The following is a 13,412-nucleotide window of genomic DNA, read 5'->3' as shown; positions in this document are numbered from 1 at the left end:
CGATCGGATAAGATATGAGCCCCGTCCTCAATGCTGTGCCGGTGTCGATCCTCACCGGCTTCCTCGGTGCCGGAAAGACCTCGCTGCTCAACCGGCTGCTGAAGGATCCCGATCTCACCGACACCGCCGTCATCATCAACGAGTTCGGCGATGTCTCGCTGGATCACCTGTTGGTCGAGGCGTCGAGCGACGGCATCATCGAGCTGTCGGATGGCTGCCTCTGCTGCACGGTGCGCGGCGAACTGGTCGATACGCTCGCCGATCTGATGGACCGGATGCAGACGGACAAGATCAAGCCGCTGAAGCGCGTCGTCATCGAAACCACCGGCCTTGCGGATCCGGCGCCTGTGCTCCAATCGGTGATGGGCAATCCGGTGATCGCACAGAGCTACCGGTTGGATGGTGTGGTTACCGTCGTCGATGCGGTCAATGGGCTTTCGACACTCGCCAACCACGAGGAGGCGCTCAAGCAGGTCGCCATGGCCGACAGGCTGGTAATCAGCAAGGTGTCGCTCGCGACGCCCGATGCGGTTATCTCCCTGAAGGCACGGCTGCGAGAGCTCAATCCGCGCGCACCGATGATGGACGGCGATCTGCCGGAAGCCGCCAAGGCAAAGCTTTTTCATTGCGGGCTTTATGATCCGGCAACGAAGATCGCCGATGTCGGTCGCTGGCTGCAGGACGAGGTTGCCGGCGAACACGACCCTGCCCATGTGCATGACGGGCACCATCATCACGCGCATTGTGACCATGACCACCATGATCACGGCCACCACCGCCATGACGAAAACCGCCATGGCACGGATATCCGCTCCTTCAGCATCGTTCATGACCGGCCGATCGACCCGATGGCGCTGGAAATGTTCGTCGACCTCCTGCGTTCCGCCCATGGCGAAAAACTGCTTCGGATGAAGGCGATCGTTGCCATGTCCGACAATCCGGACAGGCCGCTGATCCTGCACGGCGTGCAGGCGGTGTTCCATCCGCCGCAGCGTCTGGCCGCCTGGCCGGATCCCTCGGACCGGCGCACCCGCATGGTGCTGATCACCAAAGATCTGCCGGAGGCTTTCGTCCGGGACCTGTTCGACGCCTTCACCGGCAAACCGCGCATCGACCGCCCGGATCGTCAGGCATTGGAGGATAATCCTTTGGCGGTGCCGGGTCTGCGGATGTAGCTCTCGACGGCAAAGGGCTGGCATGTTTCTCGGGGCGGGTGAAGTCATCGGCGACATGCCAGGACCGGCGCTTCGATCCAGCCGGCCCAGCCCGTGGGGACTTGGCGCCTCGCTCGGCTTTCACATCCTGATCGGACTTGCGCTCCTTCTTGCCGTTGCACCGCGCCGACAGGCGTCTCCGTTGGAGGAGAGCGTCACCGTCGATGTCGTGACGGAGCAGCAATTCGACGCTGCGAACAAGTCTCCGATTGCCGAAGCGAGTGTCGAGCCGCTGGGTGATGAACAAGCCGCGTCACTTGCCAAAGCCGTGCCGGACCTTTCCGTGTTGCCGCACGCCCAGCCGCGTCCCCACGCCGGCGATATTATGATCCAGGCGACGAACCTCCGGTCCGCAAAAGTCCTGGCAGACCCGCGCAGCGCCAAGGCGCGCAAGGCACTCCAGGGATTGGCGCCCTCCGAGCGCATCGTCCAACTCTGCAATATCGAGGCGATGGAACAGGTCCATATCTGGAAACCCGAGTTCCAGCCGGATTTTCTGGTGGCCTACGCGATGGCCGATACCAAACTGTCGGGACGGAAACTTGCGGCCGATGGCGGCGCGTTCCGCAGCAAGCGTCGTTGGTACGCTGTCGGCTTCACCTGCGAGGTGACGGCGGACCAGAAAGAGGTTGTTTCGTTCGCCCTCCGGATTGGCGACGCAATCCCGAAAAGCCAATGGGAAGACCACAATCTGTCCATCGATGACGGTCCAGCCGACTAGCGTCAGGCCTTCTTGCGGATCACGAACCGATGGCCGGTCCCCATGGGCTCGGATTGTTCCAGGCTATGCCCGTCCTCATTGCAGAAATGCGGAATGTCGATGATGGCCAGCGGGTCCGTCGTCTCGACGATGATCAGCGCGCCGGGCGCAAGGGTTTTCATGCGCTTGCGGGTCTTCAACACCGGCAAGGGGCATTTCAGTCCCTTGAGATCATAAATCAGGCGGTCGGCGTCGGGCATCAATTGCCCCAGAGCTTCCAGAACGGCCGCTTCTTCGGCTGCTGCTCGGCAACGACCTGCTCGGCCAGGGGTGCGCCCTGGGTTGCGGTGGTTGCCTGTGCCGCCGCTTCGGCGGGCTTCTGTGCGGTCTTGGCGACTGCCGCCGGCGTCGCGGCGACGGCTGCCTGCTGTTGAACGGCGCCGGTTGCGGGTTGCTCCGCAGGCTGCTGAATTGCGATGTCAGCGGACGCTGCACCTACCAACTCTGGTTTGCGCGCATCAGCGCTGTCCTTGGAGAATAGGCGGCCCCAGAAACCCTTGCCGGCCGGCGCCTGCACGGTGACGGCCTGCTCAGCCACCGGTGCAGCCTCGGTCGCGGCAGCTGCTTGAGCCGCCGCTTCAGCCGGTTTCCGTGGCGTCTCGCCGACGGCCGGCCGGGCCGTGGCGACGGCTGCCGATTGCTGAGCGGCGTCGACGGGCGCTGCCGCAGCAGGCTGCAGCTTCTGCGCATCGTCGCTTCCCTTGGAGAACAGGCCGCCCCAGAAACTCTTCCTGGCCGTCTGTTCCACCGAGGCCGTTTCGACCGGGCGCGGCAGCGGGTTTTCGGCCGGCACCGGCACGCTCTTGCCATTGCGGGTGGTTTTTTCCAGCTCGGCCTTCTGGATCTCGATCGCCTTCTTTGCTTCCTCAAGCTCGGCCCGGCGGGCTTCCTGCTTTTCGAGGTCGGCGACCTTCATCAGCTTGCCGGCATCGAGCGAGGTGCCGGTCGGCGCATAGGCCAGTTCCTTGCCGACACGTTGCTTGGCGACGATCGCCTTGCGTTCGGCTTCGCTCGGCTCGTACCAGACCATGCCGTCGAGCTTTTTCATCGCCTTGGCGTAGTCTTCATTGTATTTCTTGTTGTAGGCGGCGAGTGCACCCTGCATCACAGCCGGCGTCGACATCGCCGGGCAAGGCCCGGTCGGGCTGAACTTGCCGTCGGTCTGCTGGTTGAAGACGTACTTCTTCTCGCAGATGTTGATCTCGGGCGGGCGCTTGGTGATCTCGAACTGGTCGTAGCCGGGCTTCAGCATGTTCCAGAAATCGATGTTCGGGCTGTTGCGGTGCCGCGCCATGTTTTCCGCAGTCATGCGGAAGGGCAGGGCCTGCAGCTGGATGGCCTGTTGGCCGCCCTTGTAGGCGTCGCGAGCGAGCGCAAAGATTTCCTGCATCTGCTCGTCGGTCATCGAGTAGCAGCCGGACGAGGAGCAGGCGCCATGGATCATCAGATTGGTGCCGTAGCGGCCGTTGGCCTGGTCAAAACGGTTGGGAAAGCCGGTGTTGATCGCCAGGTAGTAGCTCGAATTCGGGTTCATCTGCCCGGGCGCGATCGGATAGAAGCCTTCCGGCGCCTGCCGGTCGCCTTCCTTGACCTTGGGGCCGAGCTTGCCCGACCAGGCGCAGATCTTGTACTGGCGCAGCATCTCGAAGCGGTTGGAGGCATTCGCCTTCCAGACCTCGAGCACGCCTTCCTCCTTGAAGATGCGCAGCATGATCGGCGATTCCTTCGCCATGCTCATTGCCTGCATCTTCTGCACGATCTTGCCGGAAAGCTGGTAATTTACCTTGCTCGAGACCTTCTTGAGATCGACGTCGACCGTATCCATCGCCTCATTGGCGGTGCAGCCTGCGAGCAGCGCTGCGATGGCGGCGGTGGCAACAAGATGTGTCAGACGCATCGGCAAAGGCCCATTGAGAAAACTACTGAACGTGAGGTTCCCGCGGCGGCGGTCCACGGAGAATCAATACGTCCTTATACTTCACAAAATATTAACCTTGCAGACCCGCCTTACGCCAGTCGTTCCAAACGCCAACATTGTGGCCAAGGTTGGACCGTGGGCTCAATCTGCGCGGGTAGCCCGGCGAAATATGCCGATATGTTTAAAGCTGGCGACCGATCGCCAGGTATTTCTGCCGGCGGTCGGAGCGCAACTGGTCGCCTGTGCGTCCGGACAGTTCCTTCAGCGCATCGGCAATCACCGTGCCGGTCTTTGCGATGACCGCGTCCGGATCGCGATGCGCGCCACCGACCGGCTCGCCGATGATGCCGTCGATGATGCCGAGCGACTTCAGGTCCTCGGCGGTGATCTTCATGTTGGTCGCCGCTTCCTTGGCGCGGGTGGAATCGCGCCACAGGATCGAGGCGGCCCCTTCCGGCGAGATCACACTGTAGATCGCGTGCTCCAGCATATAGACGCGATTGCCGGTGGCGATGGCGATCGCGCCGCCCGAACCGCCTTCGCCGAGAACAACCGAGACGATCGGAACTTTGAGGTTGAGGCACATTTCCGTCGAGCGGGCGATGGCTTCCGCCTGGCCGCGTTCTTCGGCGCCGATGCCGGGATAGGCGCCGGCGGTGTCGATCAGGGTGATCAGCGGTAGGCCGAAGCGGTCCGCCATCTCCATGACGCGGATCGCCTTGCGGTAGCCTTCCGGACGGGCGCTGCCGAAATTGTGCTTGATGCGCGACTTGGTGTCGTTGCCCTTTTCCTGGCCGATGACGGCGACGGGCGTACCGCGAAAGCGCGCGAGACCGGCCTGGATCGCCTCGTCGTTGGCGAACTTGCGGTCGCCGGCAAGCGGCGTGAATTCGGTGAAGAGGCTGGCGGCATATTCCTGGAAGTGGGGGCGCTGCGGATGGCGCGCGACCTGCGTCTTCTGCCAGGGGTTCAGCTTGGAATAGATCTCGGCCATCGCCTCGCGGGCGCGCACTTCAAGGCGCTCCACCTCGTCGGTCGTGTCGATGCTCTCGTCTTCGCTGGCAATCTTCTTCAGCTCGTGAATCTTGCCTTCGAGATCAGAGATTGGTTTTTCGAAATCGAGATAATTGTGCATGAGATGCGTTTCCGATCATATTGCGCCAATGGCCGCGGACATGATGATCCCAATGTCTTCGCGAAGGGTTCTGGCGCTCCTAATCCTGTTTTTTCGCCTGTTTGGCAAGGGGGTGATGATTTTGGACCAGCTGATGCAGCCGCTCTTCGAGCACATGGGTGTAGATTTGTGTCGTTGAAATGTCCGAATGACCGAGAAGTTCCTGTACGGCGCGTAGGTCCGCGCCGTTGGCAAGCAGATGGCTTGCAAAGGCGTGGCGCAGCACGTGCGGCGAGATCGCCGCGACGCGGATACCGGCGCGGGCCGCCAGCCCCTTGAGGTCGCGGGCAAAAACCTGCCGCGGCAGGTACCCGGCCTTGCCGGAGGAGGGGAACAGCCATGGGCTTTCGGGCGGCGGTGTTTTCTGCCCGGCGTTGTTCCTTGCCATTTCGGCGCCATAGGCTTGCAGGGCGCGGATGGCCGAATGCGATAGCGGCACCATCCGCTCCTTGTTGCCTTTGCCGCGAATGACGAGGAAGCGGCCGTTCTGGGCAAGCACGGAGGCGGGCAGGGCGACCAATTCGCTGACGCGCATGCCGGTCGCATAGAGCAGTTCGATCAGCGCATGCATCCGCAACCGGCCGATGACGTCGCCGTCCACTCGGGCCGCCTCGATTTCCGCCTGCCCGATCAGCCGTGAGACATCGTCGATGCTCAGCACCTTCGGCAGGGGGCGCGCCTTCTTCGGCGCATCGAGTACGCCGGTCGGATCGTCGGCGCGCAGTCCCTCGGCATAGAGAAACTTGTAGAATTGCCTGAGCGCTGACAGCCTGCGTGCCTGTGAGGAAGCCTTGAAACCCTGCTGGGCGAGATGGGCGAGATAGGCGCGCAGATCGTCCGAGGCGGCCTCCGTCGGCTTGACGCCGCGCTGTTTCAGGAAGGAATAGGCATCTTCCAGATCGTGCTCATAGGATAGAAGCGTGTTGTTGGCAGCACCCCGCTCGGCGCTCATCATCTCCAGGAAGGATTCCATATGGGCGGCGGACAGGTCGATCATTGGGCCTTGTTGATCCGTTCGGAGGGGATGCGGATGGTGACGTCGCGCTCCACCGGATCGACGAAGGTCACCAGCGCCACCATGCTTCCGTAAATCACCCCGGCAATCAAAGCGCACATGAACAGGAACCGGAAAAGGGTGGGCATTTTTTACTCCTGGGCTTGCGCCTATATGCCCATGACTGTTCGCAAGTGCAAGAACTGCCGGTTTGTCTCGGCGTGGCGCATGATGTTGCCCTGCCGCTTCACACTTTTCTGCATCACGCCCGCGTCATGCCGCAGCCATGTCTTGACGCTCCTCGCCGTTTTGTCGATACCGGAACGGAACGGGGAATTTGAAACTTAATGAGCGACGTGATGGAACCGGTTTCCGAGGCGCTGATCGAACGGGCGAAGGCCGCGCTCGGACGGCGGAACCTCGTCTTCATCGGTCTGATGGGCGCCGGAAAATCGGCGGTCGGCCGGATGACGGCAGCCGCGCTCGGCATTCCCTTCATCGATTCCGATCATGAGATCGAGCGTGTTTCGCGCATGACGATCAGCGAGCTGTTCGCAGCCTATGGCGAGGAAGAGTTCCGTGCGCTCGAAACCCGCGTCATCAAGCGGCTGCTGAACACCGGTCCGCGGGTCGTTTCCACCGGCGGCGGTGCCTATATCAACGAGCGCACCCGCAGGCATATCAAGAAACAGGGCCTGTCGATCTGGCTCAATGCCGAACTGGATGTGCTGTGGGAACGCGTCAACAAGCGTGACACGCGGCCGCTGCTGAAGACCGAAAACCCGAAGCAGACGCTCGAGAACCTGATGCACGCCCGCTACCCGATCTATGCCGAGGCGGACCTCACCGTGATCTCCCGCGATGTGAAGAAGGAGGTGATGGTGGAAGAGGTTCTCGCCGCGCTCGCCGCCATGCCAAAGAAGTGAAACAATGACATCTCCAGATCAATCTCCCGCCAAGCGTACCGTCCGCGTTGATCTCGGCGAGCGTTCCTATGACATCCTGATCGGCCCCGGGCTGATTGCGACGGCGGCAAACGAAATCGCCAGCCGGCTGAAGGGGCGCAGGATGGCGGTCATCACCGACGAGCATGTCGCGCCGCTCTATCTGGAGCCGTTGATGGCAAGCCTGAAGGCGAAGGAGATCGAGGCCGTGTCGCTTGTCCTGCCGGCGGGCGAAAAGACCAAGAGCTTCGAGCATCTGATTCCTGTCTGCGAGGCAATCCTCGGCGCGCGCATCGAGCGCAATGACGCGGTGATCGCGCTCGGCGGCGGCGTCATCGGCGATCTCACCGGCTTTGCAGCGGGTATCGCCCGGCGCGGGTCGCGGTTCATCCAGATCCCGACATCGCTCCTGGCGCAGGTCGATTCCTCCGTCGGCGGCAAGACCGGCATCAACTCCCCCCACGGCAAGAACCTGATCGGTGTCTTCCATCAGCCCGATCTCGTGCTCGCCGATACCGATGTGCTCGACACACTGAGCCCGCGCGAGTTCAGGGCCGGCTATGCCGAAGTCGCAAAATACGGCCTGATCGACAAGCCGGACTTCTTCGCCTGGTTGGAAAAGAACTGGCGGGCCGTGTTTGCCGGCGGCGACGCGCGCATCGAGGCGATCGCCATCAGCTGCCAGGCGAAAGCCGATGTCGTTGCGGCCGACGAGCGTGAAAACGGCCTGCGCGCGCTCCTCAATCTCGGCCACACCTTCGGTCATGCACTGGAAGCGGCCACGCAGTATGATGGCCGCCGGTTGGTGCACGGCGAGGGCGTTGCGATCGGCATGGTGCTGGCGCACGAGTTTTCGGCGCGCATGAACCTCGCAAGCCCCGACGATGCGACCCGCGTCGAGGCGCATCTGAAGGCCGTTGGCCTGCCGACCCGCATGAACGACATTCCCGGCCTTCTGCCGCCGGCTGAAAAGCTGATGGATGCGATTGCCCAGGACAAGAAGGTGAAGGGCGGCAAACTGACCTTCATCCTGACCCGCGGTATCGGCCAGTCCTTCGTTGCCGACGACGTGCCTGCCAACGAAGTGCTGCGGTTTCTTGAGGAAAAACATCCGGGATGACCATCGAAGCCGCAGTCGCGTTTCTGGCCGAATACTGGCTGATAATCATTTCGGTGCTCGGCCTGCTGGTGTTTTCCGCATTTTTTGCGGGCGCCGAAACAGCGTTGACGGCGGTGTCCCGCTCTCGCATGCACACGCTGGAAAGCAACGGCGATATCAGTGCAGGCATTGTGGTTCGGCTGATCGCCCGGCGCGACCGGATGATTGGAACGCTGCTGATCGGCAGCAATCTGGTGAACATCCTCGCATCGTCGCTGACTACCAGTCTTTTCCTCGGGCTGTTCGGCGATTCCGGTGTGGCGTTTGCCACCGTCATCATGACCATTCTGCTTGTGGTCTTTTCCGAGGTTCTGCCGAAAAGCTGGGCGATCGCCGCGCCCGACCGGTTCGCGCTTGCCGTTGCGCCGCTGGTCCGGTTGTTGGTGATCGTCGTCGGCCCCTTGTCGAGCCTGGTCAATGGCATCGTACGGCGCATCCTTGGCTTGTTCGGTGTCAATCTTTCCTCCGAAATGCCGATGCTGACGGCGCACGAAGAGTTGCGCGGAGCGGTCGACTTCCTCCACCGCGAGGGCTCCGTCATCAAGGCCGACCGCGACCGGCTCGGCGGCGTGCTCGATCTCGGTGAACTCGAAGTCTCCGACATCATGATCCATCGCACCTCGATGCGCGGCATCAATGCTGACGATGCGCCGGAAGTCGCGGTTCGTACGGTGCTCGAAAGCCCCTATACGCGCATGCCGGTCTGGCGCGGATCCACAGACAACATCATCGGCGTCGTTCACGCCAAGGACCTGTTGCGGGCGCTTGCGGAGCCGGATGTCGAGCCGGAAAATCTCGATATCGTGCGCATTGCGCAAAAGCCCTGGTTCGTGCCGGAGACCACCAATCTCAAGGAGCAGCTCAATGCTTTCCTGCGCCGCAAGATGCATTTCGCCATCGTCGTCGACGAATATGGCGAGGTCCAGGGGCTGGTGACGCTCGAGGATATTCTGGAGGAAATCGTTGGTGATATCTCCGACGAGCACGATCTGGAAATCCAGGGCGTTCGCCAGGAGGCCGACGGCTCGATCGTCGTCGATGGCAGCGTGCCGATCCGCGACCTCAACCGGGCCCTCGACTGGCACCTCCCGGACGAGGAGGCAACCACCGTCGCGGGCCTCGTCATCCACGAATCAAAGTCGATCCCCGAGGAGCGTCAGGCCTTCACCTTTTACGGCAAGCGCTTCATCGTGATGAAACGGGTGAAAAACAGGATAACCCGGCTGCGGATACGGCCTGCGGACGGAGCGCCGATACCTCCGCCCCCGGCAAAGGGCGAAGGCCGCGAATAGAGAGGCGTTCGGCTCAGCGGTTGCCGATGATCCCGCCAAGGGCGCCGCCCAGCAGGCCGCCGGCGAATGCCGCGCCTGCGGGGTCCATGCCGCCACCCCTGCGTTCGACCGGACCTTCCAGCGTGTCCTGCGCCGGCTGCCGCTGCCGTTTGACGCGCTGCTGCGCCACGACTTTCTGGCGCACCGGGGCCTGCGCCTTGCTGAGCGCTGCCGCTGCCTTCTTCTGCGCCTCGTACTGCGCCCGGATTTGCGGCATCATCGGGTCGGTCTGCACGACGAGGAACATGTGCTGCTGCAGTGTCAGGTAGGTCGTCTCGACGAGCCCGTTCTGGCGCTGCCAGGCACCGATTGCGCTGCGTGACTTGGCGCCGAGGGCACCGTCCGCACCGCCGGTGACGTGGCCCAATGCTCCGAGCCGCAGTTGCAGGTCGATGCGGGCACCCTTGTCGAGGTTCAGCGCTGTTTCCGTTTCCGGCGTGCCGACCGTCAGCTTGACGTCGTCGGGGACGGCGACCGCTGTCCTGACCTGCGATGCCGATGCGCTTGCCTCGCCGGCAGGCGCCACGGCCGCCACTTCGGTTGTCGCCACCGTCTTCAACTGGTCGAGATTGAGCTTGGCCAGCGTCGCGAAATTGCCGTTCGGATATTGCTGTAGGTAGAGTTCGTAATGCGCCACGGTGTTGCGCTTGGAGGCTTCTTCCCAGAGCTTCTGCTCCACCGTCCAGTTGACGTCGGTCTTGTCGGTGGAGGCGTCGGCGTCCGCGCTGGCCTTGACCTCCGCCGCGGCCTCAGCCGTTTGGGCCGGGGCATCGCCGCCGATGAAGACTTCGCGGGAGAGGGAGGCATTGTGCCACGGACGCTGCGCGCCCCTCGTTGCCTCCGATACGTCCGCCCGCACCCGCGTCAGGGCGCTCTGGATTTCCAGGCCCGGCGTCGTCAGGTGCCGTGCAAGGGCGGCCGTGTAGGGGCTGTTGATGCCCTTGCCGTCATAGGCGACAGCGCCCGGATCGGTCGCATAGGCGATCAGCAGTCCGCCGGAACCGGTGCTCTGGCCATTGGCCTGCACCGGCGCCAGGCCGACCCCCATCGAGGCGGAACGGCTGGCCGGCAGCACCTTTGCCAGGGAGCGCGCCAGCGGGTTGTCGCGGCAGGCGTCGAGGATGATGATGCTGACGGCCGGATCCGGCGGCAGCGCGCCGATAACCTTGTCGGCGGGGATGGTGCGGGTCTGAAGCTGCGCCGCCTTCTCCAGTTGCGCGTCGATCGGAACAAGGTAGTTGCGGCCGTCCACCTGCAGCCCGTGCCCGGCATAGTAGACGACCGCGACGTCTGCGTCGTAGGCGATCTCGGTGAACTGATCGACCAGCGCCGCCATCGCCGCCTTGTCGAGATTTTCCCCGTCAAGCACGGTGAAGCCGGCCGCGCGCAGCATCTGCGACATCAGCTTGGCGTCGTTTTTCGGATTGGGCAGCTCAACCGCGTACTGATACGCGCTGTTGCCCATGACCAGCGCGACGCGCTTGCCCGAAGGCGTCGATGCGGATGCGTAATCCATTGACAAGAATGCGGCGACAAACGCCGCGACAAGCCCAAACCTGAGCATAGCCTTGACCCCAAAAACAAAGGCCGGCCGGACAACCTGTCGGCTGCGCCTTAAAGATGAAAATTTTCCGTATATCGAAGTTTCAACGGATCACGTGATCCGCCCGCAACAATTGTCAATGCAGGATCAAAACCGTCAGTTCGACGCGGTGTCGGGCTTGATGGGTTCGATCGGGCATTGCGAGAGAGTTAGCACGCCCGTTACCAGCGCGTTGTTTCTCCGGGAACAGCCGGTTCGACCGCAAGCGCATGCAGCCCGGCGTCGAATTCGGGTTTCAGAAGATCATTGATGGCGCGGTGGCGGGCGACGCGGCTCATGCCGATGAAGGCGCTCGAGACGATGCGCACGCGCATATGGGTTTCGCCGGTGCCGTGGAAGTCGGGCTGATGGCCCGCATGCAGGTGGCTTTCGTTGATGACGATCAGCCGCTCCGGTGCAAAGGCCGCCGTGAGTTTTGTTTCGATGCGGCTTTGAAGCGACATGTTTCAGCCCCGTTTCTCTGGCTTTTCCGTTGCGTCGACCGCAGACGACGGACCCGTCCCGGATTGCTTTTTGCGAGGTGCAAAATGGTTTCACAAAGCCAGCAACATTCCCATTTGTCAATTCTTGTTGTGGTGCCCGCCACGCCCCATAATTAGCGCCATGAAACTCGATTCAAAATACTTCGATGGCATCCGTACCCGCCGCAAGGTGAACCAGAAACCGGAACCGATGGCACCCAAATGCCAGTGGGACGGGTGCGAGGAAAATGCTGTGCATCGCGCGCCCGTGGGGCGTAACGCCGAGAACGAATATTTCATGTTCTGCTTCGAGCACGTGAAGGAATACAATAAGGGCTACAACTACTTTTCCGGCCTTTCCGACAATGAGATCGCGCGCTACCAGAAGGAAGCCCTGACCGGACATCGTCCGACCTGGACGGTTGGCGTCAACAAGAATGCCAAGAATGGTCCGGCGCAGTCGCAGATGCGGTCCGGTTCAGCCGGGGCGCAGGCCCGCATGCGCGACCCGTTCGGCTTCGTCGACCAGGCGCGCGCCCGCGCTGCCCGGCAGGAACCGCGGCTGCGCAAGCTGAAGACGCTGGAGGCCAAGGCCTTCGATACGCTCGGCCTGCATGCCAATGCGACCGCCGCCGACGTCAAGGCCGCCTACAAGGAGCTTGTAAAAAAGCATCACCCCGATGCAAATGGCGGAGACAGAGGCTCGGAAGAGCGTTTTCGCGCCGTGATCCAGGCATATCAATTGTTAAAACAGGCTGGCTTCTGCTAGTAACCCGTTTTATTACGGTCACACATTTAAAAGGCATAGACGGGATGCCCCCACCAGGCCAATCAGGGGGCTTCCGTGCTGGAGACATGATGAGCAAGGTAGACCTCGATATTTCCAACCTTCCCGACACGACAGTTTCCGTCCGTGACGTTTTCGGTATCGATACCGATCTCAGGGTCCCGGCCTATTCGAAGGCCGATGCCTATGTGCCGGACGTCGATCCGGACTATCTGTTCGATCGCGAAACGACGCTCGCCATTCTCGCAGGCTTTGCCCATAACCGCCGCGTCATGGTGTCCGGTTACCACGGCACCGGGAAATCGACCCATATCGAGCAGGTCGCTGCGCGCCTTAACTGGCCTTGCGTGCGCGTCAACCTCGACAGCCACGTCAGCCGTATCGATCTCGTCGGCAAGGACGCGATCGTCGTCAAGGACGGCATGCAGGTCACCGAATTCAAGGACGGCATCCTGCCCTGGGCCTACCAGCACAATGTCGCGCTCGTCTTCGACGAATATGACGCCGGCCGTCCGGACGTGATGTTCGTCATCCAGCGCGTGCTCGAATCGTCGGGACGTCTCACCCTGCTCGACCAGAGCCGCGTCATCCGCCCGCACCCGGCCTTCCGGCTGTTCGCCACGGCCAATACCGTTGGTCTCGGCGATACGACCGGCCTCTATCACGGCACGCAGCAGATCAACCAGGCCCAGATGGACCGCTGGTCGATCGTCACCACGCTGAACTACCTGCCGCATGACAACGAAGTCGACATCGTCGCCGCCAAGGTCAAGGGCTTCACCAAGGACAAGGGACGCGAGACGGTTTCGAAGATGGTGCGCGTCGCCGATCTCACCCGTGCCGCCTTCATCAATGGCGATCTGTCGACCGTCATGAGCCCGCGCACGGTCATCACCTGGGCGGAAAACGCCTATATCTTCGGCGACATCGCCTTTGCCTTCCGCATCACCTTCCTCAACAAGTGCGATGAGCTCGAACGTCCGCTGGTGGCCGAACATTATCAGCGCGCCTTTGGTGTCGAGCTGAAGGAAAGCGCCGCCAACATCGTGCTCGAAGCCACGGCCTGA

The 13,412-nt window shown here is 62.3% G+C and carries 13 protein-coding genes and 1 pseudogene; 7 read left to right on the top strand and 7 right to left on the bottom strand.

Translation table 11 applies throughout. The features are described 5' to 3' along the window. Positions 1-14 precede the first annotated feature (14 nt). Together A3AY_RS0121795 and A3AY_RS37130 are read left to right on the top strand one after the other, a co-directional pair. The gene (locus A3AY_RS0121795; protein WP_018327803.1) at positions 15-1,175 is read left to right on the top strand and encodes a CobW family GTP-binding protein; all 1,161 of its coding nucleotides are present in this window, start codon (positions 15-17) and stop codon (positions 1,173-1,175) included. A gap of 22 nt (positions 1,176-1,197) precedes the next feature. Next, positions 1,198-1,935 carry a DUF930 domain-containing protein gene (locus A3AY_RS37130; protein WP_018327802.1) on the top strand — a complete coding sequence of 246 codons (738 nt, stop codon included), beginning with the start codon at positions 1,198-1,200 and terminating at the stop codon, positions 1,933-1,935. A 2-nt stretch (positions 1,936-1,937) separates the two neighbouring features. Here the strand turns inward: A3AY_RS37130 and A3AY_RS0121785 are convergent, their stop codons facing one another. From A3AY_RS0121785 to A3AY_RS38710, 5 genes and pseudogenes are all read right to left on the bottom strand, one after another. Continuing rightward, positions 1,938-2,174, bottom strand: coding sequence for a sulfurtransferase TusA family protein (locus A3AY_RS0121785; RefSeq protein ID WP_018327801.1), 237 nt, complete (start codon positions 2,172-2,174; stop codon positions 1,938-1,940). Between the two features lie 287 nt (positions 2,175-2,461). Next, positions 2,462-3,871: pseudogene (locus tag A3AY_RS0121780) on the bottom strand (L,D-transpeptidase family protein); the annotation flags it as partial. Between the two features lie 202 nt (positions 3,872-4,073). Then, positions 4,074-5,027, bottom strand: a complete 954-nt coding sequence (locus tag A3AY_RS0121775; protein ID WP_018327799.1) for an acetyl-CoA carboxylase carboxyltransferase subunit alpha — start codon at positions 5,025-5,027, stop codon at positions 4,074-4,076. A 79-nt stretch (positions 5,028-5,106) separates the two neighbouring features. Further along, positions 5,107-6,063, bottom strand: a complete 957-nt coding sequence (xerD, locus tag A3AY_RS0121770) for a site-specific tyrosine recombinase XerD (protein WP_018327798.1) — start codon at positions 6,061-6,063, stop codon at positions 5,107-5,109. Continuing rightward, a complete protein-coding gene (locus tag A3AY_RS38710; RefSeq protein ID WP_018327797.1) occupies positions 6,060-6,209 on the bottom strand; it encodes a hypothetical protein in 150 nt (49 codons plus the stop codon). The genes xerD and A3AY_RS38710 overlap by 4 nt, the downstream gene beginning before the upstream one ends. A 198-nt stretch (positions 6,210-6,407) precedes the next feature. Between A3AY_RS38710 and A3AY_RS0121755 the strand changes: the two genes are divergently transcribed. From A3AY_RS0121755 to A3AY_RS0121745, 3 genes are read left to right on the top strand one after another with little or no spacing between them, the layout of a single operon-like run. Continuing rightward, positions 6,408-6,986 (top strand): shikimate kinase, encoded by a 579-nt coding sequence (locus tag A3AY_RS0121755; protein WP_018327795.1) that lies wholly within the window; start codon positions 6,408-6,410, stop codon positions 6,984-6,986. A 4-nt stretch (positions 6,987-6,990) separates the two neighbouring features. Beyond that, on the top strand, positions 6,991-8,124 hold the full coding sequence (gene aroB / locus A3AY_RS0121750) for a 3-dehydroquinate synthase (protein WP_018327794.1): 1,134 nt from the start codon (positions 6,991-6,993) through the stop codon (positions 8,122-8,124). After that, a complete protein-coding gene (locus A3AY_RS0121745; RefSeq protein ID WP_018327793.1) occupies positions 8,121-9,455 on the top strand; it encodes an HlyC/CorC family transporter in 1,335 nt (444 codons plus the stop codon). The genes aroB and A3AY_RS0121745 overlap by 4 nt, the downstream gene beginning before the upstream one ends. A 13-nt stretch (positions 9,456-9,468) precedes the next feature. On the opposite strand, the gene A3AY_RS0121740 is transcribed toward A3AY_RS0121745, so the two are convergent. Together A3AY_RS0121740 and A3AY_RS0121735 are read right to left on the bottom strand one after the other, a co-directional pair. Beyond that, a complete protein-coding gene (locus A3AY_RS0121740; protein WP_162709239.1) occupies positions 9,469-11,010 on the bottom strand; it encodes a caspase family protein in 1,542 nt (513 codons plus the stop codon). 248 nt (positions 11,011-11,258) lie between these two features. Then, positions 11,259-11,540 carry a BolA family protein gene (locus A3AY_RS0121735; RefSeq protein WP_018327791.1) on the bottom strand — a complete coding sequence of 94 codons (282 nt, stop codon included), beginning with the start codon at positions 11,538-11,540 and terminating at the stop codon, positions 11,259-11,261. Positions 11,541-11,691: 151 nt separating this feature from the next. On the opposite strand from A3AY_RS0121735, the gene A3AY_RS0121730 reads away from it, so the two are divergent. Together A3AY_RS0121730 and cobS are read left to right on the top strand one after the other, a co-directional pair. Further along, complete coding sequence (locus tag A3AY_RS0121730; RefSeq protein ID WP_026203699.1) at positions 11,692-12,327, top strand: J domain-containing protein; 636 nt, start codon at positions 11,692-11,694, stop codon at positions 12,325-12,327. An 89-nt stretch (positions 12,328-12,416) separates the two neighbouring features. Next, positions 12,417-13,412, top strand: coding sequence for a cobaltochelatase subunit CobS (gene cobS, locus A3AY_RS0121725; RefSeq protein ID WP_018327789.1), 996 nt, complete (start codon positions 12,417-12,419; stop codon positions 13,410-13,412).

Source organism: Rhizobium giardinii bv. giardinii H152 (assembly GCF_000379605.1).
Classification (GTDB): Bacteria; Pseudomonadota; Alphaproteobacteria; order Rhizobiales; family Rhizobiaceae; genus Pararhizobium; species Pararhizobium giardinii.
Note: the sequence above shows the minus strand (reverse complement) of the source record. Positions and strands in the feature narration are given on the sequence as shown.

Excerpts from the sequence above, each read along its gene's own strand:
- aroB (WP_018327794.1), top strand. The coding sequence starts at position 6,991 with ATGACATCTCCAGATCAATCTCCCGCCAAGCGTACCGTCCGCGTTGAT.
- A3AY_RS0121785 (WP_018327801.1), bottom strand. The coding sequence starts at position 2,174 with ATGCCCGACGCCGACCGCCTGATTTATGATCTCAAGGGACTGAAATGC.
- A3AY_RS0121775 (WP_018327799.1), bottom strand. The coding sequence starts at position 5,027 with ATGCACAATTATCTCGATTTCGAAAAACCAATCTCTGATCTCGAAGGC.
- cobS (WP_018327789.1), top strand. The coding sequence starts at position 12,417 with ATGAGCAAGGTAGACCTCGATATTTCCAACCTTCCCGACACGACAGTT.
- A3AY_RS0121735 (WP_018327791.1), bottom strand. The coding sequence starts at position 11,540 with ATGTCGCTTCAAAGCCGCATCGAAACAAAACTCACGGCGGCCTTTGCA.
- A3AY_RS38710 (WP_018327797.1), bottom strand. The coding sequence starts at position 6,209 with ATGCCCACCCTTTTCCGGTTCCTGTTCATGTGCGCTTTGATTGCCGGG.
- xerD (WP_018327798.1), bottom strand. The coding sequence starts at position 6,063 with ATGATCGACCTGTCCGCCGCCCATATGGAATCCTTCCTGGAGATGATG.
- A3AY_RS0121795 (WP_018327803.1), top strand. The coding sequence starts at position 15 with ATGAGCCCCGTCCTCAATGCTGTGCCGGTGTCGATCCTCACCGGCTTC.
- A3AY_RS0121755 (WP_018327795.1), top strand. The coding sequence starts at position 6,408 with ATGAGCGACGTGATGGAACCGGTTTCCGAGGCGCTGATCGAACGGGCG.
- A3AY_RS0121740 (WP_162709239.1), bottom strand. The coding sequence starts at position 11,010 with ATGGATTACGCATCCGCATCGACGCCTTCGGGCAAGCGCGTCGCGCTG.
- A3AY_RS37130 (WP_018327802.1), top strand. The coding sequence starts at position 1,198 with ATGTTTCTCGGGGCGGGTGAAGTCATCGGCGACATGCCAGGACCGGCG.
- A3AY_RS0121745 (WP_018327793.1), top strand. The coding sequence starts at position 8,121 with ATGACCATCGAAGCCGCAGTCGCGTTTCTGGCCGAATACTGGCTGATA.